This is a genomic window from Streptomyces sp. NPDC030165 (genome assembly GCF_055573595.1).
This window is the reverse complement of sequence record NZ_JBVIBD010000006.1, coordinates 162,847-185,532: the sequence shown is the minus strand read 5'-3', so window position 1 is coordinate 185,532 and position 22,686 is coordinate 162,847. Positions and strand designations below refer to the sequence as shown.

Genomic DNA, 22,686 nt, shown 5'->3' with positions numbered 1-22,686 from the left:
TCGGAGCGCCGTTCGGTGTGGAGCAGGCCCTTGAGGAGTACGGCGTCGACGAGGCGGACACCTATTTCACCCGCGCCCCCCAGGGCCCCCACAGCACCGTCAGCCGCCGCGCCCGCTCACGCCGTCGCCGGTGGCGGCGGCCACGGAACGTCAGCCAGCGCGGGAATCAACGTCTCCTCCTCATGGTCGAGATGGGCCCGCAATTCGTCGGACATCCGCTCCAGGTCGGTGAGGAAACGTTTCGGGTCGGCGTCGCCGATGTCCGCGAGGAGGGCGAGCAGGTCGTTCTGGATACGGGCGATCGTCCGGTGCTCCTCCTGGAGCCGGTCGAGGGCAGGGCGGAGTTCGGGGTGGTGGCGGGCGACGGCGGGGAAAATGTGCGCGCTCTCGCCGGTGTGATGGAACTCCAGGCTCTGGCAGAACGCCAGGCAGTGCTGCCGGATCTGCAGCCCGAGCCCCGGCGCCGGCGGCGCACCCGGGCCCTGGTGGGCCGCCCGTGCCGCGAGGTGGGCCTCGGCCTCGTCGCGTACGTGCCGCAACTGCGCGCGCAGCCACGTGTGGACCTGTACGAGTTTGTCGGCGAAAGAGGTGACCGCACTCGGCATCTCCCCGTCCGACGGCACGTACTCGGGCTCGCCGGGCTCCAGCACCACGACCGGTAGTGTGCGGGTCGTCCTGGCCTGGTAGTCGCCGTACCCGGGAGCGACACTCACCACCCGCGCGAACAGCCGGTCGCGACGCTCGCCCTCGGTGGGCACCGCGATCGCCTCGTACGCCTCGGTACCGAACTCCACCTGCACCTGCGGGTGTGCGAGCAGATTGCGGTACCAGTCGGGGTGGTCGGGCGCGCCTAGATTCGATCCGACGACGAGCAGCAGGTCGCCGTCGCGGACGCACCCGAGAGGCACGGTGTGCGGCATTCCGGATACGGCGCCGGTGGTGGTCAACAGAAGAAGGTCACTGCCCTCGAACGGGCCACCGACTTTTCCACCGTTGGCACGGAACTCCTCGATGACGGATTGGTTGAAGGATCGGGACATGCTGATGTCGCTCTCCGGAATCGTGCACCACGGGCCGGCCGCCTCGACAGGCGCTGCCTCGGAGGCGCGCCACCTCGAAGGCAGCCGCAACCGCGGTGAGGTGAAAAGAAAGAAAGGTGGGTGCGGCGGGGAGCGCGCCCTCGCGGCGCGCGACAGTCACCGCACGCAAGCCTCGCCCTCATCCCCGCCCGGGGCCGGGAGAGTCACACCAGAACACGAACAGGAACCGGAAGACCGAGCGAAAGACCGTGCGTGCGATACGCCGCTGCGCGCACTCGGCGCGCGAAGATCAGGTCCGGCCTGCGGAGTATGAACTCATGACGTAGTCCCTGAAGAAAGGTGTGTCGCCCGACTGCCGGCCGGCCCACTGCTCTTTGGCTGACGCCACGCGCACACGCGTTTCATTAGATCCATTGGCGGACGGCTCGTCAACCGGGTGACGCCGACGCTTTCCCGTACTCCGGTTGCCACATCGCGTCCTGCACCGCTTGTACGACATCGTCGGGTGCCACGCGCGCGACCCCTTCGTCAACGGCGGCCCGTACCACCGCGACCGCGACGGCAGCCGAAGAAGCCCGCAGATTCTCCACCTGTGGCAGCAGCGGCGCTCCCGGCCCGCCGCCGTCAACCTGGGCGGCGACCGCGTCGGCAGCGGCCAGCAGCATCCCGGGCGTCAACCGCTCTGCGCGCGACACCACCACGCCCAGGCCGAGCCCCGGGTAGACGAGAGCGTTGTTGGCCTGGCCGATGACGTGCCGGACGCCGTCGATCTCCACGGGATCCACCGGGATACCGGCCGTAGTCAGAGCCTTGCCGTCGGTCCAGCGGAGCAGGTCCGCCGGCATCGCCTCGATCTTCTCGGTCGGGTTGGAGAGCGGAAAGATGACGGGCCGCTCGACGTGCCGGGCCATTTCCCGCACGACCTGCCGGGTAAAGGCATCACGTACGGTCGAGGTGCCGACAAGAACGGTCGGCCGCACGTTCCGTACGGTCGTCAGCAGACCGATGCCGTTCTGCGTGTCGACGTCACCTCGGGCTTCGGTGCCGTCTCGCCCATCGCTGCCGTCCCGCCCACCGTTGCCGTCCCGCCCACCGGTGCCGTGCCCACCGTTGCCGTCTCGTCCGCCGGTGCCGTCCTGTGCGTCCGTGGTGCTTCGCGGCCCGATTGCGTCTTGCGCGTCATCCTCACCCTCCCGCCAGTCCTCGACCTCCTCCCTGGGCCGGGCGTACCCGCGCTGGTAGTCGCGCAGGCCGTCCATGTCGTCCAGCAGCAGCCCCGGCCGGTCGACGAGCCAGATACGGCGGGTGGCGTCTTCGCTGTTCAGGCCGTCGCGGACCATGGCCTCGCGAAGCTGGTCGGCGATGCCCACGCCGGCCGTCCCGGCCCCGAACACCACGACGCGCTGCTCGCGGAACGGCGACCCGGTGACCTTCAGCGCGGACCGGACGGCGGCGAGCGTGATGGCGCCGGTGCCCTGCATGTCGTCGTTGAACATGCGGTACCGCTCGCCGTACCGTTCCAGGAAGCGCCGTGCGTTGCCCGCGCCGAAATCCTCGAAATGCAGGAGCGTGTCCGGGTACAGCGTCGAGACCGTGTCCAGGTACGCGGCGACGAAGGCGTCGTACCGTTCGCCGCGCGCCCGGCTGTGCCGTACACCGAGGTACAGCGGATCGTTGAGCAGCGTCTTGTTGTCCGTGCCGACGTCCAGGACCACCGGCAGGCAGCGGGCGGGGTCGATGCCCGCGGCCGCCGTGTACACCGCGAGTTTCCCCACCGCGATCTGGATGCCGTGCACACCCCAGTCGCCGATACCGAGGATCTGCTCGGCGTCGGTGACCACCACCAGGTCCACCTCGTCCGGCGCGAGGTCCAGTTCCTCGAACGAACGGCGCAGGTCCTGCGGCCGGTCGATGGACAGGAAGACGCCGCGCGGACGCCGGTACTCATGGCTGTACGTCTTGATCGCCTCGCCCACGGTCGGGTCGTAGACGATGGGCAGCAGCTCGGCCAGGTGGTCGGTGAGCAGCCGGTAGTACAGCACCTCGTTGCGGTCGTGCAGCTGCTCGAGATCGATGTACGCGGCCAGGTCCCCGGGCTGGCGGCGCAGCTGCTCGTACGCGCGCCGCGCCTGCTGGTCCAGAGTGAGCACCGCGTCGGGCAGTCGGCCTACGAGGTCGAGGCGGTCACGTTCGGCGGCGGTGAAAGCGGTTCCGCGATTGGTCAGCGGATCGTTCATCACTCGTGGCGACAACCTGCCCATATCCGTGCACCCAGCTTCCGCGTCCCCCGCTCACCGCTGCCGTCCGTACGCTCCTCCGCCACTCAGCCACGCAGCCTCGTCCCTCCAACGCTGCCTCGTCCGTCGCCCGTCCGGCCAGTTTCACGCGAGAGCCCCGCCCCCGCATCCGGTGGACACGGGGACGGGGCTCCGTCCGAAACATTTACGCGTCAGCGTTGTCAATCCGGGCGCATGGGGCTGACCCGGCCCTGAACCAACCGCGACAGGGACGCGTGCACGTCCTCCACCGAACGGTGCGGCTGGAACGACAGCCAGTCCAGCGCCGCCACGAGCACCATGCCGAGAAGGGCGGAGGCCGTCAGAGGAACGTCGAGTTCCTCGCTCAGCTCGCCGACGGCGATGGCGTCCCGCAGTACGGCCTCGACGACGGCGACCGCCCGGCCCCGTACGGACTGGAGGGTCGGCTGCCAGACCCGGTTCGTACGCCACAGTTCCGCGACGTACAGCTGGGTCAGGGAGGGCGAGCCGGCGATGAAGTCCAGGCCCGCCCGGATCATCGCGTCCAGCGCGTCGACCCGGGTGCCGCCGTCCGCCCGTACCGCCCGGTCGGCGGCGTCCTGGAGGGAGGCGGCGAGCAGGTCGACGCCGTCCCGCAGCAGCTCTTCGTAGAGAACGTTCTTGCTGGCGAAGTTGTAGTAGACCGTTCCCTTGGCGACGCCGGCGCGCTCGGCGATCTCGTCCACCGTGGTGGCGGAGAAGCCCTGCTCGGCGATGAGCGTGACCGCGGCGTCGAACAGCTTGCGCCGGGTGGCGCCGCGGCGGGGCCCGTGGGCCGGAGCGACGGCTCGGGGCCCGGCGCCGGGGGCGGCGCCGCGAACGACGCCGCCTCCGTGCCCGCCGAGGCGCGCGGTCCGCACGCTCACAGGCTCAGTTCCGGGTGCAGGTCCTTCATCCGCACGACCTGCCGGCTGCGCGCGGTCAGCGACGTGAGCGCCAGCGCGCCGACCGTGAACGCGGCCAGGACGATGGAGCCCTGCCACACGATCCCCAGGTCACCGCCGGTGATGAGCCGGCGCAGGCCGTCCACCACGTAACTCATCGGCAGGAACGGGTGGATCAGACCGAAGAATCCGGGACTGGTCTGCACCGGGTACGTACCGCCCGCCGACGTCAGCTGAAGCATCAGCACGACGAGCGTCAGTACGCGGCCCGCCGGGCCGAACTGCGCGCCGAAGAACTGGATGATCGCGGTGAACGCGGCCGTCGCCAGCAACAGGAAGCCGATGGTGGCACCCGCGCGCTCCATCTCCAGGCCGAGACCCCAGTGCAGTACGGCCATCAGGGCCAGCACCTGCACCACGCCGATCGCGAAGGCCGGCAGCCAGGACCCGAGCGCGATCCGCCAGCCCGGCGCCCCCGCGGCGAGCGCGCGCTTGCCGAGCGGCGCGAGCAGCATGTACGCGACCATCGCGCCGACCCACAGGGACAGCGGAATGAAGTACGGGGCGAGCCCGGTGCCGTAGTTGGGCGCCTTGTGCATCGACTTCGACGCCAGCTCGACCGGGTTGGACATGACGTCGGTACGCGCGTCGCGGTCCTTCTTGTCGTAGTCCGGGATCTTGTCCACGCCGCTGTTCAGGCCGCCGGCCAGCTGGTTGGAACCGTCCTTGAGCTTGTAGATGCCGCCCTTGAGGTCGAGCGCGCCGTCCTCCAACTGCCCGAGGCCGTCACCGATCTTGCCGGAGCCGTCCTTGGCGTCGCCGAGCTTGTCATGCAGCTGACCGGCGCCGTTGGCGAGGTCCCCGGCACCGTTGGCGAGCTTTCCACTGCCGTCGGCAAGCTTGCCCGTACCGTTCGCCAGCCTTCCGCTGCCGTCGGCGAGCGCGTTGATGCCCTGGGCGAACTGCCCGGCTCCCTGAGAGACCTTCTGAGCGCCGGCGTTGAGTTCGTTGATCTGACGGATCGCGTTCTCGGCGTTGCCGGCGATGCCCGGGGCCTTGTCGGCGACCATCTGGGCGCCCTGGTGCAGCTCGCCGAGCTTCGTACGGAGGTGCTGGAGGTCCAGCTTGGCTATGACTCCGTCAACCTTTTCCGCCGCATCGGCGGCGATGGCGGTGCCCGCCGCGATGCCCTTCAGCTTCGCGCAGTCGGCCTTGCCGGTGGAGGCGCCACCGCAGCTCTCCTGGTAGAGGGACTTGGCGTCCTCGGCGTTCTTCCGTGCCTCGGCGGCAGCCTTGGCGGAGTTCCCCGGCAGCTTGCCGAGGTCGTCGTTGAGGGCCTTGCTCAGATCGGCGACGACGCGAGCCTTGTCGGCGATCTCCTTGCTGTGGGCCTTCAGGAAAGGCAGATCCTGCTTGGCGATGCCGTTGACCTTGTCGGCGAGCTGCTTGGTGCCCGCAGCCACCTGGCCGGCGCCGTCGCTGAGCTGCTTGCCCTTCGCGCTGGCGGTGGCGAGGCCCGCGTTGAGGTCCTTGGCCCCCTTGTTCGCCGCACCCGCGCCCTGGCTCAGTTCACCGGTCTTGTCGCGCAGCGTCCCCGCGCCCTTGCTCAGGTCACCGGACCCCTTGTCCAGCTTCCCCAGCCCGTCCGTCAGCTCGCCGTTCTTGTCCTTGGCGGTGCCGAGGCCGTCGGCGAGCTTGTCCGTGCCGTCCTTGGCCTTGCCCAGGCCGTCGTCGAGCTTGCCGGCGCCGTCCGCGGCCTTCGCGGTCTGGTCGTGCAGATCCGAGAACGACACAAAGATCTTGTCGAAGAACTCCCGGGACGACTTCGCCGAGGTCTTCGCGCGGATCTCCGAGAAGATCGTCTTGGAGATCGAGCCGACGATGTAGTTGTTCGCGTCGTTCGTGCGGACCTGGAGCGCGCCCGTCTCCGGGTGGTCGCCCGAGCTGGAGGCGATCCGTTCGCTGAAGTCTTCCGGGACGGTCAGGGAGAGGTAGTACGTACCGTTCTCGACGCCCTTCGCGGCGTCGGCGGAGCTGACCTCCTCCCAGTTGAACGTGTTGCTGTCCTTGACGTTCTTGACGAGTTGGTCGCCCGCCTGGATCTTCTTGCCGTCGGCGGTGGCGCCCTTGTCGTCGTTGACGAGCGCGACCGGGATCTTGTCCAGGTTCGCGTACGGGTCCCAGAACGAGCACAGGTACAGCGCCCCGTACAGCAGCGGGATCAGCATCAGGGCGACGAGGCCCAGCCGGGGGAGCTTGCCCCTGCCGAAGCGCTTGAGCTCAAGCGCGGCGAGCTTCGGCGAGCGCATGGGCTGCTTCCTCCTCGTGGATGTCGGTCGTACCGGACGTGCCGGTGGTCGAAGTGGCGGGGGCGGACGCGGCGGCGGGCGCCTTCGTGCCGGGCTGCGCGGCCGCCGGGGCAGTACGGACGACGATCGCGTCGGCCGGGGCGGTGCTGGCCGCTGCCACCACCGTCGTGCCGCTCAGGGCCAGGTCCCGCAGCATCTGCCAGACCTGGGAACGCTCGTCCTCGGAGAGCTTGAGGTCGACGTCGTCGATGGCCACCAGCCGCGGGCCGTGCATGACGGCCAGGGCGATCGAGAGCCGCAGCGCCTCGATGCGCTCCAGGTCCCGTACGGCCGTACGCAGCCCCTTGGGCAGGGTGGCGGGGTCGAGGCCGACGGCGGTCAGCGCCGCCTCGACGCGGGCCTTCGTCGCCTCCTTGTAGCGGCGGCCCCAGGGCAGCCGGGCACCGAGCGAACCGGTGATCCGGCGCCCCAACAGGGCCTGTTCCTCCAGGTGTTCACCGGCGGTCAGGGCCGGTTCCAGGTCGGCGATCCCGGGGACGTGCGCGATGGCCGTGAGGCTGCGCACCGTACCCATGCGCTTGGGGAGGGGGAAGCCGGCGACCGTGGCGTGGCCCTCGGCGAGCTGCATACGGCCGGTGAGTGCCAGCAGGAGGCAGGTGCGGCCGGAGCCCGAGGGTCCTTCGAGGGCGATCAGCGAACCCGGGTCCGCGGTGATGTGGACGTCTCTGAACGCCCATCCCCGCGGGCCTTTTACTCCGATTCCCCTGGCGTTGACCGCCGCCCCCTGGCGGGTGGTGTCCACGGCCCCTCCTTTGTTCTGACTGGTCAGTCTAAAAGTGTGCCGTATGGAGCGGCCTATTGACCAATCAGCACGCGATCCTGTGAACTCCGTCATGTGGCGGGTGGGGCGCTCCGATGCTTTTGGGGCGTTTGTTGGTGATGTTCTCGGTGTGGTTCGTGGTGCTGTGCGCGCGGCCGCATCGGTGACACTTGCGACGGAGACCGATGACTCACTCGGCCAAACTGATCGCCCCGCTCCTCGCGGGGGCCCTCGTCACGACGCTGCCACCGGCATCGGCGTCGGCATCCACCCGGACGGCGCAGGCCTCGACGGCGGCGACCGCGTCGACCGCCTCCACGGCGGCGTCCTCAGGGGCGGCGCAGTCGGGCACGCAGTCCGCCCAGTCGCCCAGCGCCTCCTGCGCGCCGCAGGACCTGGAACGTCTCAGCGCGAAGCTGCCCGAGCGGAAACGTTCTGGCGTGCAGCCCTCGGGGACGGAGGTTTCCGCCGCAAAGCCGTCCGGGCTCTCCGGGCCCTCCGGACCCTCAGATCCTTCCCGGCCCTCCGAATCCTCCGAATCCTCCGAGGCGAAACGTCCCGCCACGGACGACGGCGACGGCTGGACCCCCACCGCCACCCGCATCGACCCGAAGGACGGCCACCACGCCTTCGTCGGCAACGGCTACCTCGGCCAGCGCATAGCCCCCAACGGCACCGGCTACTCGGCCCCCGGCGAGACGACCGGCTGGCCGCTGAAGACGCCGCGCTACGACGGTTCCTTCGTCTCCGGCCTGTACGCACGCGGCCCGGAGAAGCTGGAGGGCCGCCAGGCCATCGCCGCGCTGCCGACCTGGACCGGCCTCGACGTCACCGCCGCCGGCGGCCGCCCGCAGACCTTCGACTCGTCGACCCCTGCGGGCCGCATATCGAACTACCGCCAGACGCAGTTCATCCGTTGCGGCCTGGTCCGTACGTCGCTGACGTGGACGGCCGGCGACGGCCGCGCCACCGACCTCGTGTACGACGTCCTCGCCGACCGCACCAGCGCGCACAACGGCGCCGTACGGCTGCGCATGACGCCGCACTGGGGCGGCCAGGCCACCGTCACCGACCGCCTCGACGGGCGCGGCGCGCGCCGTATGACGCAGACCGGCGGTGGCGCGCGGCCGGGCGGCCGGACGATGGACGTGACCTTCCGTACGGACGGCACGCATACGGACGGCGCGCTCGCCTCAGCCCTGCGCCCTGGCTCGCAGATCCGCTCACAGCACGCCACGACGCGGCGCGCGGGAGCGGCGAAGGATCTGAGCAACCAGCAGAGCGTCACGTTCCCCGTACAGGCCGGACGCTCTTACGAGCTCACCAAGTACGTGGGCGTCGACACCGCCCTCACCTCCCGTACTCCGCGCGCCGCCGCGACCGCCGCTGCGCAGCGGGCCGCGGACCGGGGCTGGCACGCGCTGTACCGGAAGCACGCCGCCGCCTGGCAGAAGCTGTGGCGCAGCGACGTCGAGGTGAAGGGGCGCGGGCAGCGGGAATTGCAGTCGTGGGTGCGCGCGGCGCAGTACGGGCTGCTGTCCAGCACCCGCGCCGGCAGCAGCAATAGCATCAGCCCGGCCGGTCTGACCAGCGACAACTACGCGGGCGAGATTTTCTGGGACGCCGAGACCTGGATGTACCCGGGCTTGCTGGCCGCCCACCCCGGGCTGGCCAAGTCCGTCGTGGACTACCGCTACAAGACCCGGGCCGGGGCCGCCGCCAACGCAAAGAAACTGGGCTACAAGGGACTGTTCTACCCGTGGACCAGCGGCAGCAAGGGCGACCTCTGGAACGAGTGCCACAGCTGGGACCCGCCGCACTGCAAGACCCAGAACCATTTGATGGGCGACGTTTCCCTGGCCGCCTGGCAGTACTACCTCGCCACCAAGGACACCACCTGGCTGCGCGAACGCGGCTGGCCGGTGATGAAGGGCATCGCGGAATTCTGGGCGTCCCGCGTCACCCGTAACACCGACGGCAGCTACTCGATCAAAAATGTGGCCGGACCGGACGAATACAGCAACGGCGTGAACGACGGCGTCTTCACCAACGCCGGCGCGGTCACCGCGCTGCGCAACGCCGGACGCGCCGCCGCGCTCCTCGGGCAGTCGGCCCCCGCCGCCTGGAAGGACATCGCCGACCGCATCCGCATCCCGTACGACGCGAAGAACAACGTCTTCAAGCAGTACGACGGCTACAAGAACACGATGATCAAACAGGCCGACACCGTGCTGCTCATGTATCCGCTGGAATGGCCGATGTCGCAGCGCGACAAGGTCGGCACGCTGGACCACTACGCCGGGCTCACCGACCCGGACGGCCCGGCCATGACCGACTCGGTGCACGCCGTCGCCGCCGCCGGAGCCGGTGAGCCGGGCTGCTCGACGTACACGTACATGATGCGTTCCATCAAGCCGTTCGTCCGGGGCGCCTTCCACCAGTTCTCCGAGGCGCGCGGCGACAAGGCGGGCGCCGGTGACCCGCACGCCGGATCGCCCGCGCAGGACTTCCTCACCGGCAAGGGCGGTTTCCTGCAGACCTTCACCAACGGTCTGACCGGACTGCGGATCCGCGAGGACCGCGTGCACCTGGACCCGATGCTGCCGCCGCAGCTGTCCGACGGCGTCACGCTGCGCGGGCTGCGCTGGCAGGGACGTACGTACGACGTGGAGATCGGCGCGCACGGCACGACGGTGCGGCTGACGGCCGGCGCGCCGATGCGCGTCGAGTCGCCGGAGGGCGAGCGGGTGGTGAGCCGCGGTGTACCGCTGACGCTCAAGACCCGCCGTCCCGACCTCGCGGCGACGGACAACGCGGCCCGGTGCACGACGGCGCGGGCCACATCGCAGGAGCCCGGTATGTACGCGGGCGCCGCGGTGGACGGCAACGCGGCCACCTCCTGGGTGCCGGACGGCCCCGACGGCACCCTGACCGTCGACCTCGGAAAGCCCTCGCGCATCGGGCAGATCACCCCGCGCTGGAAGGGCGGCGAGCCCGCCTCGTACGTGGCGCAGGTCTCGGCGGACGGTAAGCACTGGTACGGCACCGGGTACGACGGGCATACGACGGCCCGCTACGTACGGCTCACGGTGCGCGGCGCGGAGGCGGCGAAGGGCGGGCAGCGTCCCGGACTCGCGGAGCTGACGGTGCGGAAGGCCGCGGACCCGGCGTCGGGGAAGTAGCCGAAGTAGCCCCGAGGCGGTTCGAAGTCTCCCTCGCCGGCTTCTCGTCGGCTTCTGCCGGAACGGCCCGGACCGACGACGTTTGCGATCCGGGCCGTCTGAGCCTCTGGGCCGTCCGAACGGTCTGGACAGACTGGGCCGTCTGAACAGTCTGAGCCGTTCTTTCTTGACACAGTCAATGATCTGGTCACTGGTCTGGACCGATAGTGACCATTCCGTCCCCGGAATGAGACATCTGTGACCGCTTCCGTCACATAGTGTCCGGACACGCACGGTGTGTCTGACCTGGGAGGGAACTGTGCGTACGGGTGTGAAGTGCGTGGTCGGCGGAGTGTTCGCCGCGATGATGGGCGTGGCCGGTGTGGGGGCGTACAACGTCTACGAGGCGTTCGCCGGCGGCTCCGACGGGACCGGGACAACGTCCGGCACGAACGCGTCCAGACGGACCGGGCCACCGAGCGAGGAAGAAGTGCGCGACACCGCGCGCGACTTCCTCGCGGCCTGGAGCAAGGGCGACACGGAGGCCGCCGCCCTCCTCACGGACAATGCCGCGGGCGCGCGCCAGGCGCTGACCGGATTCCATGACGACGCGCGGGTGTCGAAGGTGACGTTCGAGGCCGGGCGGAGCAGCGGCGCGAAGGTCCCCTTCCACGTCACCGCCGAACTGTCGCTGGGCAAGGGCGGGGCGGAACATTCGACGTGGTCGTACGATTCCGCGCTGCGCGTCGTACGCGGCAAGACCACCGGCAAGGCGCTCGTCGACTGGCAGCCGGCCGTGGTCCACCCCGCCCTGCGGCGCGGCGAGAGCCTGCAGACCGGTTCCGGCGGCGCGCCGCCCGTCAAGGCGGTCGACCGTAACGGCACCGCCCTGGACGCCGCGGAACTCCCGTCGCTCGGAGCCGTCCTGCCCGCCCTCCGGGAGAGCTATGGAGAGAAGGCGGGCGGCGTCCAGGGCATCGAGGTTCGCGTCATGAGCGAGGGCGGCGAGCCGGGCAAGACGCTGCACACCATCGTCAAGGGCCGGGAAGGAACGCTTCGGACGACGCTGGACGCGAATGTGCAGCGGGCGGCCGAGGCGGCGGTCAAGGATTACCGCGAGGCGTCGGTCGTCGTGGTCAAGCCGGGCAGCGGGGACATCCTCGCGGTGGCCAATCACCGTACGGACCAGTTCAACGCGGCCTTCCAGGGCCGGCTGGCGCCCGGCTCCACGATGAAGGTCGTGACCGCCGCGATGCTGATGGAGAAAGGTTTCGTCTCCGCGGGCAAGAGCGTGGAGTGCCCCCAGTACGCCTCGGCGGGCGGGCGATCGTTCCACAACCAGGGCATGTTCTCGATCAGCGGCGGTACGTTCTCCGACAGCTTCGCGCGCTCCTGCAACACCGCCTTCATCGGCTTCAACGACCGCATCTCGGGCACGGACCTGAGCAGCGAGGCCGTCGACGTCTTCGGACTCGGCAAGGACTGGAAGGTCGGAATCCCCACGTTCGACGGCAGCGTGCCGCCGAGCGACGGCGCGGACACCCCGGCGGCGCTCATCGGCCAGGGCCGCATCCAGGCCAACCCGCTGAACATGGCGTCCGTCGCCGCCACCGCCAAGGCCGGTTATTTCTCGCAGCCCATCCTGGTCTCGCCGGAGCTGGACGACCGGCAGGTCGCCCACGCGAGCCGCGCCCTGCCCTCCTCGGTCGCCACGCAGCTGCGGGCCATGATGCGGCGTACGGCCGTGAGCGGCACCGGCGCGCGGGCGATGGCCGGCCTCAGCGGTGACATCGGCGCGAAGACCGGCTCGGCGGAGGCCGACGGCCAGGGCGACGCCAACAGTTGGTTCCTCGGTTACCGCAACGACGCCGCGGCGGCCGCCGTTGTCCAGCAGGGTGGCCACGGCGGCGACGCGGCGGGACCGATTGTCCGAAGGGTGCTCGCGGCGCGCCGCTGAGGGGAAGGGTCGACACTGGGGCGTGCCCGCGTCGGGCCGGCCCGCATCCCGGGGCGCGCCTGCCCCCGGGCGTCGACGAACGGGAGGACCCCTCGTGCGCGTACGTTCCGCGGTTGTCCGAGTCACCGCAGCAGTACTGGCCGCCGGCTGTCTCGCGGCGTGCGCCGAGGGGGCGCCGGCGGCGGCTCCGGACCCGGCGGCTTCGACCGCCGCGGACCCGGCAGCACCGGCCACTGCGGACCGGACCGCTTCGGCCGGCACCGGCCCGGGAGCGTCAGCAGGAACGCCCGCCGCCTCCGCACGGACGAACAACAGCGGTGTTCCTTCGGTCACTGGCAGCCGCTCAACGGGTCAGAACGACCGCCCTCCGGCCACTGGCGGTCATTCCTGCTCTCCTTCCGTCTCCATCGACCGCTACTCCGACGCCCTGGACAAAACCACCTATCAGGGCACCTTCGTCGGCAACCTCTCCGCACTCGCCCGCGACACCGACGGCTCCCTCGCCTCCCTCTCCGACCGTTCCGTGCGCATCGGCCTGGACGGACGCAGCCACCGGCCGGTACGGGCGGACAAGATCACCGACGAGCAGGGCGCCGTCCTCGACGCCGAGGGCCTGGCCGTCGAACCGGGCGGAAACTACCTCGTCTCCTCCGAGGACGAGCCGGCCGTGCGGCGTTTCGACCGTTCCCACCGGCTTGTCGGACGGCTGCCGCTTCCTGGCGCGCTGCGCGTCGCGCCGGCCGGCCGCGCCCAGGCGAACCAGACCTTCGAGGGCCTCACGCTCGTACCCGACGGCGGCACGCTGACCGCCGCCATGGAGGGGCAGCTCACCGGCGACGGCAAGGACACCGCCGGCCGGCCGCTGCTGCGCTTCCAGACCTGGCAGCGGCAGGGCAACGGGTCCCGCCCCGTGCCATACCGGCTGAGCAGGCAGTACGCGTACCCGGTGGACGCCGGACTGGGCGTCTCCGAGGTCGCCGCCCTCCCTGACGGGCGGCTGCTCGTCCTGGAACGCGGCTTCACTGCCGGCGTCGGCAACACCGTGCGCCTCTACCTCGCCGATCCGCGCCGAGCCAGTGACGTCCGCCGCGTCACCGAGCTGCCGGGCGGCAAGACCGTACGTCCCGCTCACAAAATGCTCCTCGCCGACCTCGGCGCCTGTCCCTCCCTGGGCGCCCCCGCCCGCCAGCCGCAGGCCAATCCGCTGCTGGACAACATCGAGGGCATGACGATCACCGGCCGCGCGCCCGGCGGACGGCTGCGCCTCCTCCTGGTCAGCGACGACAACGAGAGCCCGAAGCAAACTACGCGCCTGTACAGCCTGACGGTGCGCCCCGGCAGCCGCTGAGAGCCCGCCGAGAGCCCGCCCGAAGCCTGGGACCGGACATTCGCCGCTTTCCCGCGGCGCCGCCCCGGAATGTTGCGGCGGGATGAAATCCGCTGCCCACGGCGTTGGTGCCTCCTGGTGAACGACGAGATGCGGGAGGCAGTGCGTGACGGGGACGGGGACCGATCCATCGAGACAGGGCGGCTGGGCACGGCGGCTGACGCGCCTGTGCTGGCAGTACAAGAAGGACGTACTGCTCGCACTCGGCTCGTCACTCGCCGGGATGGGCGTGATGGCCCTCGTCCCGCTCATCCCGAAGCTGATCATCGACGATGTGATCGTCAGCCATGAGCGCCCGCTCGCGCCGTGGGCGACCCTGCTGGTCGTCGCCGCGCTCGCCGTCTACGCGCTGACGTACGTACGCCGCTACTACGGCGGGCGGCTGGCGCTCGACGTACAGCACGACCTGCGCACCCGGATGTTCCGGTCGATAGCGAGGCTGGACGGGCACCGACAGGACGAGCTGAGCACCGGACAGGTCGTCGGCCGCGCCACCAGTGACCTGCAGCTCATCCAGAGCTTGCTGTTCATGCTGCCGATGATGATCGGGAACGTACTGCTCTTCGCGATCTCGCTGGTCGTGATGGTGGTGCTGTCGCCGCTGCTCACCGTCGTGGCACTCGCCGTGGCCCCCGCCCTGTGGTTCATCGCCCAGCGCAGCCGCAAGCGCCTGTACCCCGCTACCTGGTCCGCGCAGGGGCAGGCCGCCGCCGTCGCGGGGGTCGTCGATGGCGCGGTCTCCGGCGTCCGCGTCGTCAAGGGCTTCGGCCAGGAGGAGCAGGAGACCGGCAAGCTGCGTACGGCCGGCCGCCGCCTCTTCGCCGGCCGGCTCCGTACCGTACGGCTCAACGCCCGCTACACCCCCGCCCTCCAGGCCGTGCCCTCCCTCGGACAGGTCGCGATGCTGGCGCTCGGCGGCTGGCTGGCCACCAATGGGCAGATCACCCTCGGTACGTTCGTCGCCTTCTCCACCTATCTCGCGCAGCTCGTCGCGCCCGTGCGGATGCTCGCGATGATGCTGACCGTCGGACAGCAGGCGCGGGCCGGCGTGGAGCGGGTCTTCGAACTCGTCGACACCGAGCCGATGATCGAGGAGCGCCAGGACGCGCTCGAACTGCCCGCCGACGCGCCGGCCACCGTCGAGTTCGAGCACGTCTCGTTCGGTTACGGCAACGGGCGGCCCGTCCTGGAAGACTTCTCGCTGCGCATCGAGCCCGGCGAGACCGTAGCCGTCGTCGGTACGTCCGGCAGCGGAAAGTCCACCGTCTCGCTCCTGCTGCCCCGTTTCTACGACGTGACCGAGGGCCGGGTCCTGGTGGGCGGTCACGACGTACGCGACCTCAGCCTCACCTCGCTGCGCGCGGCCATCGGCCTCGTACCGGAGAACAGCTTCCTGTTCTCCGACTCCCTGCGCGACAACATCGCCTACGGAACCCCGGACGCCACCGACGAGCAGATACGTATCGCCGCGCGTGCCGCACAGGCCGACGGCTTCATATCCGCCCTGCCGGACGGATACGACACCGAGGTCGGCGAGCAGGGCCTGACCCTGTCCGGCGGCCAGCGCCAGCGGGTAGCACTGGCGCGCGCGATCCTCACCGACCCACGGCTGCTCGTCCTGGACGACGCGACCTCCGCCGTCGACGCCCGCGTGGAACACGAGATCCACGAGGCGCTGCGCGGCGTGATGGCGGGCCGTACGACACTGCTGATCGCCCACCGCGCCTCCACCCTCGCCCTCGCCGACCGCGTCGCAGTCCTGGACGGCGGCCGGCTGGTCGACATCGGCACGCGCGAAGAGCTGGAGAGCCGCTGCGAGCTGTACCGCCGACTGCTGACCGACCCGGATGAGCTGGGCGGGACGGGCGAGCTGGGCGCGGCCGACGAACTGGGCGGGGCCGGACGCGGCCCGGCGGGCGCGGACGGGGGACCCGCCGAATCCGCCCGGTCCGGCGCCGCGCCGGCCACCGCCGGCTCCGGCACCGCCCCGTCCCCAGCCATCCCCGACCAGCGCGTCAACGGCGTCACCCCCCATCTGTGGAAACGCGCCGACAAGGAAGCCGGCAAGGAAGCCGACGCGGTCTCCGGCACGGCCGCCGGTGCCGCCGACGCCGCCCCCGGCATGTCCGCCACCCCCGAACTCCTCGCCCAGGTCGCCGCGCTCCCGCCCGCGACCGACACCCCGGACATCGACGAGGAGCGGGCCGCCCGACCCGAGAAGTCCTACGGGCTGCGCCGGCTCCTGCACGGTTTCGGCGGCCCGCTGGCCGTCGCCCTCGCCCTGGTCGCCGTGGACGCCGTGGCCGGGCTGCTGCTTCCGGTCCTCATCCGGCACGGCATCGACGACGGCGTACGGCGCGCGCAACTGGCGGGTGTCTGGACGGCGGCCGGCCTCGCCCTGTTCGTCGTACTCGCCCAGTGGGCGGCCCAGATCGGCTCGAACCGCATGACGGGCCGCACCGGCGAACGCGTCCTGTACTCACTGCGCGTCAAGATCTTCGCGCAGCTCCAGCGCCTCGGCCTCGATTATTACGAGCGCGAGCTGACCGGCAAGATCATGACCCGTATGACGACGGACGTGGACGCCCTGTCCTCGTTCCTGCAGACCGGCCTGGTCACCGCCGTCGTCTCCGTACTGACGTTCTTCGGGATCCTCGTCGCCCTCCTGGTCATCGACGTCCAACTGGCGCTGGTCGTCTTCGCCACCCTCCCGCCGCTGATCATCGGCACGTACTTCTTCCGCAAGCAGAGCGTGAAGGCGTACGAACTCGCCCGCGAACGCATCAGCGTCGTCAACGGCGACCTCCAGGAGAGCGTCGCCGGACTGCGGATCGTGCAGGCCTTCCGCCGCGAACGCAGCGGCGCCGACCGGTTCGCGGAACGCAGCCACGCCTACCGCGCGGCCCGCGTCCGAGGCCAGTTCCTGATCTCGGTCTACTTCCCGTTCGTCCAACTGCTGTCCTCCGTCGCCGCGGCGCTCGTCCTGATCATCGGCGCCGGCCGGGTCGGCGAGGGCACCCTCACGGCGGGCGCACTGGTCGCGTACCTGCTCTACATCGACCTGTTCTTCGCCCCTGTACAGCAGCTCTCACAGGTCTTCGACGGCTACCAGCAGGCCGCCGTCTCGCTCGGCCGCATCCAGGAACTGCTGCGCGAACCGACCACCACGCCCCAGGCCGAAAAGCCGCGCGCGGTACGCGACCTGGCAGGCGAGATCACCTTCGAGGACGTGCACTTCCGGTACGGAGAGGCGGGCGCCTCTCTCGACCCCGGTCACGACTCCGCCGGTTCGCGCGATTCCCGCAACTCCGACGTGACGGCGCTCTCCGGCATCGACCTGACCATCCCCGCCGGGCAGACCGTCGCCTTCGTCGGCGAGACCGGCGCGGGCAAGTCGACGCTGGTCAAGCTGGTGGCACGGTTCTACGACCCGACCTCGGGCAGCGTCCGCGTCGACGGTAGGGACCTGCGCGAACTGGACCTCACCGGCTACCGGCACCGCCTCGGCGTCGTACCGCAGGAGTCCTACCTGTTCCCCGGTACGGTCCGCGACGCCATCGCCTACGGGCGGCCGGACGCCACGGACGCCGAGGTGGAGGCAGCGGCCCGGGCGGTCGGCGCGCACGACATGATCGCCGGGCTCGACGGCGGCTACCTCCACGAGGTCGCCGAACGCGGCCGCAACCTCTCCGCCGGCCAGCGCCAGCTGCTCGCGCTCGCCCGCGCCGAACTCGTCGACCCCGACATCCTGTTGCTCGACGAGGCGACCGCCGCTCTCGACCTGGCCACCGAATCCGCCGTCAACGAGGCCACGGACCGGCTGTCCGGACGCCGTACGACGCTCGTCGTCGCGCACCGCCTGACCACGGCGGCCCGCGCCGACCGGGTCGTGGTCCTCGCTCACGGCCGGGTCGTCGAGGACGGTACCCACACCCAACTCCTGGCCAGAGGCGGCCGCTACGCCGAGCTGTGGCGGACTTTCACGGGCGAGGAGGAATCGGTCGCGGCCTGAACGACCGCCGCGACGCTTCGCGCACCAGGCGCCGCGGGAACCGGCGGTCGGCCGTCACGACGGCCGGCCGCCGGCCGCCGGGACGACGTACCACCGGATCTTTGTGAAAAGAAGGGGCTGGTGGGACGGTTGCCGCGCCGATAGGTTCACCCCGACCTTTGCTGTCCCAAGGGGAGGGTGCAATGCGCAAGGCCATCAGATGCCTGCTGTCATTCGCGGTGCTCATAGGCACGGCGAGTGCGGGCACGGCGTCGGCGACCGCGGCCACCGCCGCCACGCCGAAGGCGACCGACATCAAGGACCGGATCCTGGCGATCCCGGGCATGAGTCTCGTCCAGGAGAAGCCGGTCGACGGCTACCGCTTCTTCGTCCTGAACTACACCCAGCCGATCGACCACCAGCACCCCGCCAAGGGGACCTTCCAGCAGCGGCTGACCCTGCTGCACAAGTCCGTCGACCGGCCCACGGTCTTCTTCACCTCCGGCTACAACGTCAGTACGGAGGTACGGCGCAGCGAGCCGACGCAGATCATCGACGGCAACCAGGTGTCGATGGAGTACCGGTACTTCACACCGTCGCGGCCGCAGCCCGCCGACTGGAAGAAGCTCAACATCCGGCAGGCGGCCAACGACCAGCACCGCATCTTCAAGGCGCTGCACCGGATCTACGACCAGAACTGGATATCCACCGGCGGCAGCAAGGGCGGCATGACCGCCACGTACTACCGCCGCTTCTTCCCGGACGACATGGACGGCACGGTCGCCTACGTCGCGCCGAACGACGTGAACAACAAGGAGGACTCGGCGTACGACCGGTTCTTCCGCACCGTCGGCACCGCCCAGTGCCGTGCCGACCTCGCGACGCTGGAGCGCGAGGCGCTGCTGCGCCGCGGCGAGATGGTCAACCGCTACTCGAAGTGGGCGCAGGCGAACAAGAAGACGTTCAAGGTCGTCGGCAACGTCGACAAGGCGTACGAGGTCCTCGTCACCGACCTGGTGTTCGGCTTCTGGCAGTACCAGCCGGCCGCCACCGCCTGCGCCGAGGTGCCCAAGAAGACCGCCACCACGGACGAACTGTGGAAATGGGTCGACAAGATCGGCGGCTTCGACAGCTACACCGACCAGGGCCTTGAGACCAACATGCCGTACTACTACCAGGCCGGCACCCAGCTCGGTGAGCCCGGCTACAAGTACGACCACCTCAAGGACCAGCTGCGCTACCCGGGCATCAACAACTCCCGGACCTTCGTGCCGCGTGACATCCCCATGACGTTCGAGAAGAACGCGATGCGCGACGTGGACCGGTGGGTGCGCCACCACGCCGAGCGCATGATGTTCGTCAACGGCGAGTGGGACCCGTGGAGCTCCGAGCCGTTCCGGCTGGGTTCCGGCTCCGAGGACTCGTACGTCTACAAGGTCCCCGGCGGCAACCACGGCTCGAACATCGCGAAGCTGCGGGAGGCCGACCGCAAGAAGGCGACCGAGGCGCTGCTCGAATGGGCGGACGTCGACGCTCCGAAGGGCGCCGAGTCCGCGCCGCTGGCTCCGTACGACAAGAAGCTGGACAAGCGGGACGACACGCACCTGCAGATGCTGCGTCCGTGACGCGCAACGGCTGACGGCCCGGCCTGACCGCCGGAACCGCCGGCCGGACCCGGCCCGCAGGACCACGCTCGTCCTCGGGCCGGCCGGATCACAGGCGGCGGGCGCACCCGACCGGTGCCCCGCCGCCGAGCTGTACGTACAGGTCCGTGTCGGCCGGGCAGACGGCACGGGCGCGGACCGCCGCCGTCACTATGAACACAGGTGCGTCAATCCCCGTACCGTTGCAGGCGGTCTCCTTCACCTCGCCCTGCCGCGACGGGCGGACGCAGTCCCCGACAATGGTGCGCGGTCCACCGCCACCGCCCGGGACGCCGGGATGCGGCGCCTCCAGGTTGCGCATACAGGCGTACCCCTGAGGCACCGCGCCGTCGCCGTTCTCGTCGGAGTCCGGCCGGCGTTCGCTGATGTGCAGGACGAAGTCCGTACGCTCCGGGCACAGCGGGCCCTGCGCCCGAGGGCCGTCGTACCGGGCGAGCACCAGCGCCGCGGCCTTCTCGCTGCGGCAGGACACCTGGTGGAAGACGGTACGCCCGCGAGTGCTGCACGTACCGGGGGTGAGAAACGTGGCCATGGGAGACGGGGACGCGGTAGCCGCACCACCGTTCCCGTCCGCGGGCGCGCCATTGCCACCGCCATCGCCCTCACGCTGACAGGCGGACAACGCCACGAGCAGCAGAGCCACCGCCACACAGCCCAACGCGCCGCCACCGTGCCCTCCGACCCCGCGCATCGCGGCCCCCCTGCGTTCCCCGGTGCGTGCACACCAGCGTGACCCGCCCATTCGGGCGCACGCCAGGCGTAACGGGCGCATTGCGCAAGAGGTACGGGGTGCGCAGTAGGCACAACTGCGGGGCCGGCGGTACATGAGCCGAACGGGGGCTGCCGGGGGGCTGTCAGGGGTTGTACGGGAATTCGCGAGGCTGGACCGTACGGGACTTTGGACGCCGGAGCCCGAAGCCCCGTACGGATGGGTGCGAACCGCCGCAGTGCGGATGGGCGCGACCCGCCACCGTGCGGATGTATGCGACCGCCCACTGTACGAATGCGTGCGACCGGCCACTGCCGGCCCACGGATCAATAGGACAAGCCGTGCCCGACCGGGTAGAGCACAGTGCCCGGCGCATCAGTACGCATCACCGGTACCGGCAGCTTCCCCTCCGGGTCGCGGCGCCCGGCGATCACTCGGGCCGCGGCCCGCAGCTCCACGTCCGTCCAGGAGTAAGTGGCCAGCGCCGCCCGTACGCCCGTCAACTGCGCGATGTCATACGGATTACGCACGGCCACCTGCACGACCGGCTTGCCGGTGCCCAGCAACGCGTCGACCAGGGCGCGCTGCGACGAGGCCGCCGTGACGTTGTACGTCGCCACGACCGCCGCGTCCTGGGCGCGGAGCGCCGCGACCGCCCGGTCGATCAGTTCCTGGGTGGGCGCGGTGCCGGTGGAGAGCGCGGTGGCTGTGAACCCCAGCTGATTGAAGGTTTCTGCGAGCACCTTCGTGGGCGGGCCCCCGGTTCCGGAGGGCGAGGCCGGGTCGGCACCGGCCACCAGCAGTCGGCGTTGCGCACGGCGGGACAACGGCAGCAGCCCGCCGTCGTTGACGAGGAGCGTGGTGGTGCGGTCGGCGATCCGGTCCGCCGTGGCGAGATGCCGCCGCGTGCCGACGGAACGTTCCACCGCGCGGTGCGTCGTGTACGGATCGTCGAACAGCCCGCGCCGCTCCTTGAGCACCAGGATGCGGATCAGCTTCTCGTCGACGGCGCGCTCGGTCAGCTCGCCCGTGCGTACCGCCTTGACCACGCTCGCGAAGGCGACGGCGATGTCCGGCGGATTGAGCAACTGGTCGACACCCGCCTTGAGCGCGAGCACCGGCACCCGGGCGTCACCGTACTTCGTCCGTACGCCCTGCATGCCGAGCGAGTCGGTCACCACCACCCCGTCGAATCCGAGACGTTCGCGCAGGATGCCGGTGAGGATCGGCCGGGACAGCGTGGCCGGGTCCTCACTCGCGTCGAAGGCGGGCACGACGATGTGCGCCGTCATGATCGAATCGATGCCGGCCTCGATGGCGGCCCGGAACGGCGGGGCGTCCAGCCGCTCCCACTCCTCGGCGGTGTGACGGATGTAGGGCAGGCCGACGTGGCTGTCGGTGTCGGTGTCGCCGTGCCCCGGGAAGTGCTTGGCCGTCGCGGCCACCCCCGCACGCTGGTACCCGCCTGCCTGCGCGGTGACCATACGCGCCACCGCCTTCGGGTCGGACCCGAAGGAACGTACGCCGATCACGGGATTCGCGGGATTGACGTTCACGTCGGCCACCGGCGCGTAGTCTTGCCGGATGCCCATCGCGTACAGCTCCTCGCCCGCGATCCGTCCGGCCGTGCGGACGTCCTCGCGTGAACGGCCGGCGCCCAGCGCCATCGCGCCGGGAAAGAGCGTCGCGGGCGCGCCGATGCGTGCCACTATCCCGTGCTCCTGGTCGGTGGAGATCAACAGCGGTACGGGGACACGCTGGGCGGCAGCGGCACGTTGGATGCCGTTGGAGAGATCGGCGATCTGGCGCGGCTCGCGGGTGTTGTGCGCCCAGCCGAAGTAGATGATGCCGCCGAGGTGATACTTGGCTACCAGTTCGGCGGCATTGGAGACACCCATCTCCTTGCGGTTCGCCTCGGCGTCGGCCGGGTCCGGATCGGTCGCGGAGTGACCGTAGACCCGCATCACGAACAACTGCCCGACTTTTTCCTCCAGATTCATCCGGGAAATGAGCCGGGCCGCACGTGCGCGAGCATCGGTGGCCACGGCGGCACGCGGGCCGGAAGGGACGGCGTGAACGGCGCCGCCGCCCATACCCATGGCACAGGCGGCGGCCGCGGCGGTGGTCAGGACGGTACGTCTGGAGTGCATCTGCGCTCCTTCCGGAGAGCTTCCTCGCCGAGTGCTGCCCCGGCGGTCTGAAGGAAACTTCCAAGAAGTCACGAGTAGTCGGAAAAGTATTGCCGGTCAATGCTCGGCGGCTCTGCCAGTCGGGGGACGGGGCGGCACTGAGGGCGGAGAAAGCGGCCGGGAGAAGGTGATGAGGCGGGTGCGCGGAGACCGGCGCGCTCGGGTGCGGACGGCTCGGAGCGGCCGGGCGCGGACGGCCTGGCGGAGGGCTCGGACATGGATGGCCCGGACGCGGACGGTACGGGAAATGTGATCCGCCACCGGCGCGTTTGGAGGGG

General features: G+C 70.5%; 12 protein-coding genes. 5 read left to right on the top strand and 7 right to left on the bottom strand.

Annotated elements, in window-relative coordinates:
• Window positions 1–116 precede the first annotated feature (116 nt).
• The 5 genes from ACZ4Z1_RS13930 to ACZ4Z1_RS13910 all read right to left on the bottom strand — a co-directional run bounded on the left by ACZ4Z1_RS13930 (window position 117) and on the right by ACZ4Z1_RS13910 (window position 7,332).
• Window positions 117–1,040, bottom strand: a complete 924-nt coding sequence (locus ACZ4Z1_RS13930; RefSeq protein WP_468486810.1) for a nitroreductase/quinone reductase family protein — start codon at window positions 1,038–1,040, stop codon at window positions 117–119.
• A 428-nt stretch (window positions 1,041–1,468) separates the two neighbouring features.
• A complete protein-coding gene (locus ACZ4Z1_RS13925; protein WP_468486809.1) occupies window positions 1,469–3,277 on the bottom strand; it encodes an NAD-dependent malic enzyme in 1,809 nt (602 codons plus the stop codon).
• A 221-nt stretch (window positions 3,278–3,498) separates the two neighbouring features.
• On the bottom strand, window positions 3,499–4,203 hold the full coding sequence (locus tag ACZ4Z1_RS13920) for a TetR/AcrR family transcriptional regulator (RefSeq protein WP_468486808.1): 705 nt from the start codon (window positions 4,201–4,203) through the stop codon (window positions 3,499–3,501).
• On the bottom strand, window positions 4,200–6,530 hold the full coding sequence (locus ACZ4Z1_RS13915) for a YhgE/Pip family protein (RefSeq protein WP_468486807.1): 2,331 nt from the start codon (window positions 6,528–6,530) through the stop codon (window positions 4,200–4,202). The genes ACZ4Z1_RS13920 and ACZ4Z1_RS13915 overlap by 4 nt, the downstream gene beginning before the upstream one ends.
• Window positions 6,502–7,332 carry an ATP-binding cassette domain-containing protein gene (locus tag ACZ4Z1_RS13910; protein WP_468486806.1) on the bottom strand — a complete coding sequence of 277 codons (831 nt, stop codon included), beginning with the start codon at window positions 7,330–7,332 and terminating at the stop codon, window positions 6,502–6,504. Before ACZ4Z1_RS13910 ends, ACZ4Z1_RS13915 begins: the two co-directional genes overlap by 29 nt.
• Before the next feature lie 203 nt (window positions 7,333–7,535).
• On the opposite strand from ACZ4Z1_RS13910, the gene ACZ4Z1_RS13905 reads away from it, so the two are divergent.
• From ACZ4Z1_RS13905 to ACZ4Z1_RS13885, 5 genes are all read left to right on the top strand, one after another.
• Window positions 7,536–10,532, top strand: coding sequence for a discoidin domain-containing protein (locus ACZ4Z1_RS13905; protein WP_468486805.1), 2,997 nt, complete (start codon window positions 7,536–7,538; stop codon window positions 10,530–10,532).
• 298 nt (window positions 10,533–10,830) lie between these two features.
• Window positions 10,831–12,468 (top strand): penicillin-binding transpeptidase domain-containing protein, encoded by a 1,638-nt coding sequence (locus ACZ4Z1_RS13900; protein ID WP_468486804.1) that lies wholly within the window; start codon window positions 10,831–10,833, stop codon window positions 12,466–12,468.
• A gap of 94 nt (window positions 12,469–12,562) precedes the next feature.
• Window positions 12,563–13,816 (top strand): esterase-like activity of phytase family protein, encoded by a 1,254-nt coding sequence (locus ACZ4Z1_RS13895; protein WP_468486803.1) that lies wholly within the window; start codon window positions 12,563–12,565, stop codon window positions 13,814–13,816.
• Between the two features lie 145 nt (window positions 13,817–13,961).
• A complete protein-coding gene (locus ACZ4Z1_RS13890; protein WP_468486802.1) occupies window positions 13,962–17,867 on the top strand; it encodes an ABC transporter ATP-binding protein in 3,906 nt (1,301 codons plus the stop codon).
• A 182-nt stretch (window positions 17,868–18,049) separates the two neighbouring features.
• On the top strand, window positions 18,050–19,471 hold the full coding sequence (locus tag ACZ4Z1_RS13885; protein WP_468486801.1) for a S28 family serine protease: 1,422 nt from the start codon (window positions 18,050–18,052) through the stop codon (window positions 19,469–19,471).
• A gap of 88 nt (window positions 19,472–19,559) precedes the next feature.
• Here ACZ4Z1_RS13885 and ACZ4Z1_RS13880 read toward each other — a convergent pair whose 3' ends face one another.
• Window positions 19,560–20,201, bottom strand: a complete 642-nt coding sequence (locus ACZ4Z1_RS13880; RefSeq protein ID WP_468486800.1) for a hypothetical protein — start codon at window positions 20,199–20,201, stop codon at window positions 19,560–19,562.
• Between the two features lie 344 nt (window positions 20,202–20,545).
• Window positions 20,546–22,369 carry a glycoside hydrolase family 3 protein gene (locus tag ACZ4Z1_RS13875; protein ID WP_468486799.1) on the bottom strand — a complete coding sequence of 608 codons (1,824 nt, stop codon included), beginning with the start codon at window positions 22,367–22,369 and terminating at the stop codon, window positions 20,546–20,548.
• Window positions 22,370–22,686 lie beyond the last annotated feature (317 nt).

Excerpts from the sequence above, each read along its gene's own strand:
- ACZ4Z1_RS13930 (WP_468486810.1), bottom strand. The coding sequence starts at position 1,040 with ATGTCCCGATCCTTCAACCAATCCGTCATCGAGGAGTTCCGTGCCAAC.
- ACZ4Z1_RS13925 (WP_468486809.1), bottom strand. The coding sequence starts at position 3,277 with ATGAACGATCCGCTGACCAATCGCGGAACCGCTTTCACCGCCGCCGAA.
- ACZ4Z1_RS13915 (WP_468486807.1), bottom strand. The coding sequence starts at position 6,530 with ATGCGCTCGCCGAAGCTCGCCGCGCTTGAGCTCAAGCGCTTCGGCAGG.
- ACZ4Z1_RS13905 (WP_468486805.1), top strand. The coding sequence starts at position 7,536 with ATGACTCACTCGGCCAAACTGATCGCCCCGCTCCTCGCGGGGGCCCTC.
- ACZ4Z1_RS13885 (WP_468486801.1), top strand. The coding sequence starts at position 18,050 with ATGCGCAAGGCCATCAGATGCCTGCTGTCATTCGCGGTGCTCATAGGC.
- ACZ4Z1_RS13880 (WP_468486800.1), bottom strand. The coding sequence starts at position 20,201 with ATGCGCGGGGTCGGAGGGCACGGTGGCGGCGCGTTGGGCTGTGTGGCG.
- ACZ4Z1_RS13875 (WP_468486799.1), bottom strand. The coding sequence starts at position 22,369 with ATGCACTCCAGACGTACCGTCCTGACCACCGCCGCGGCCGCCGCCTGT.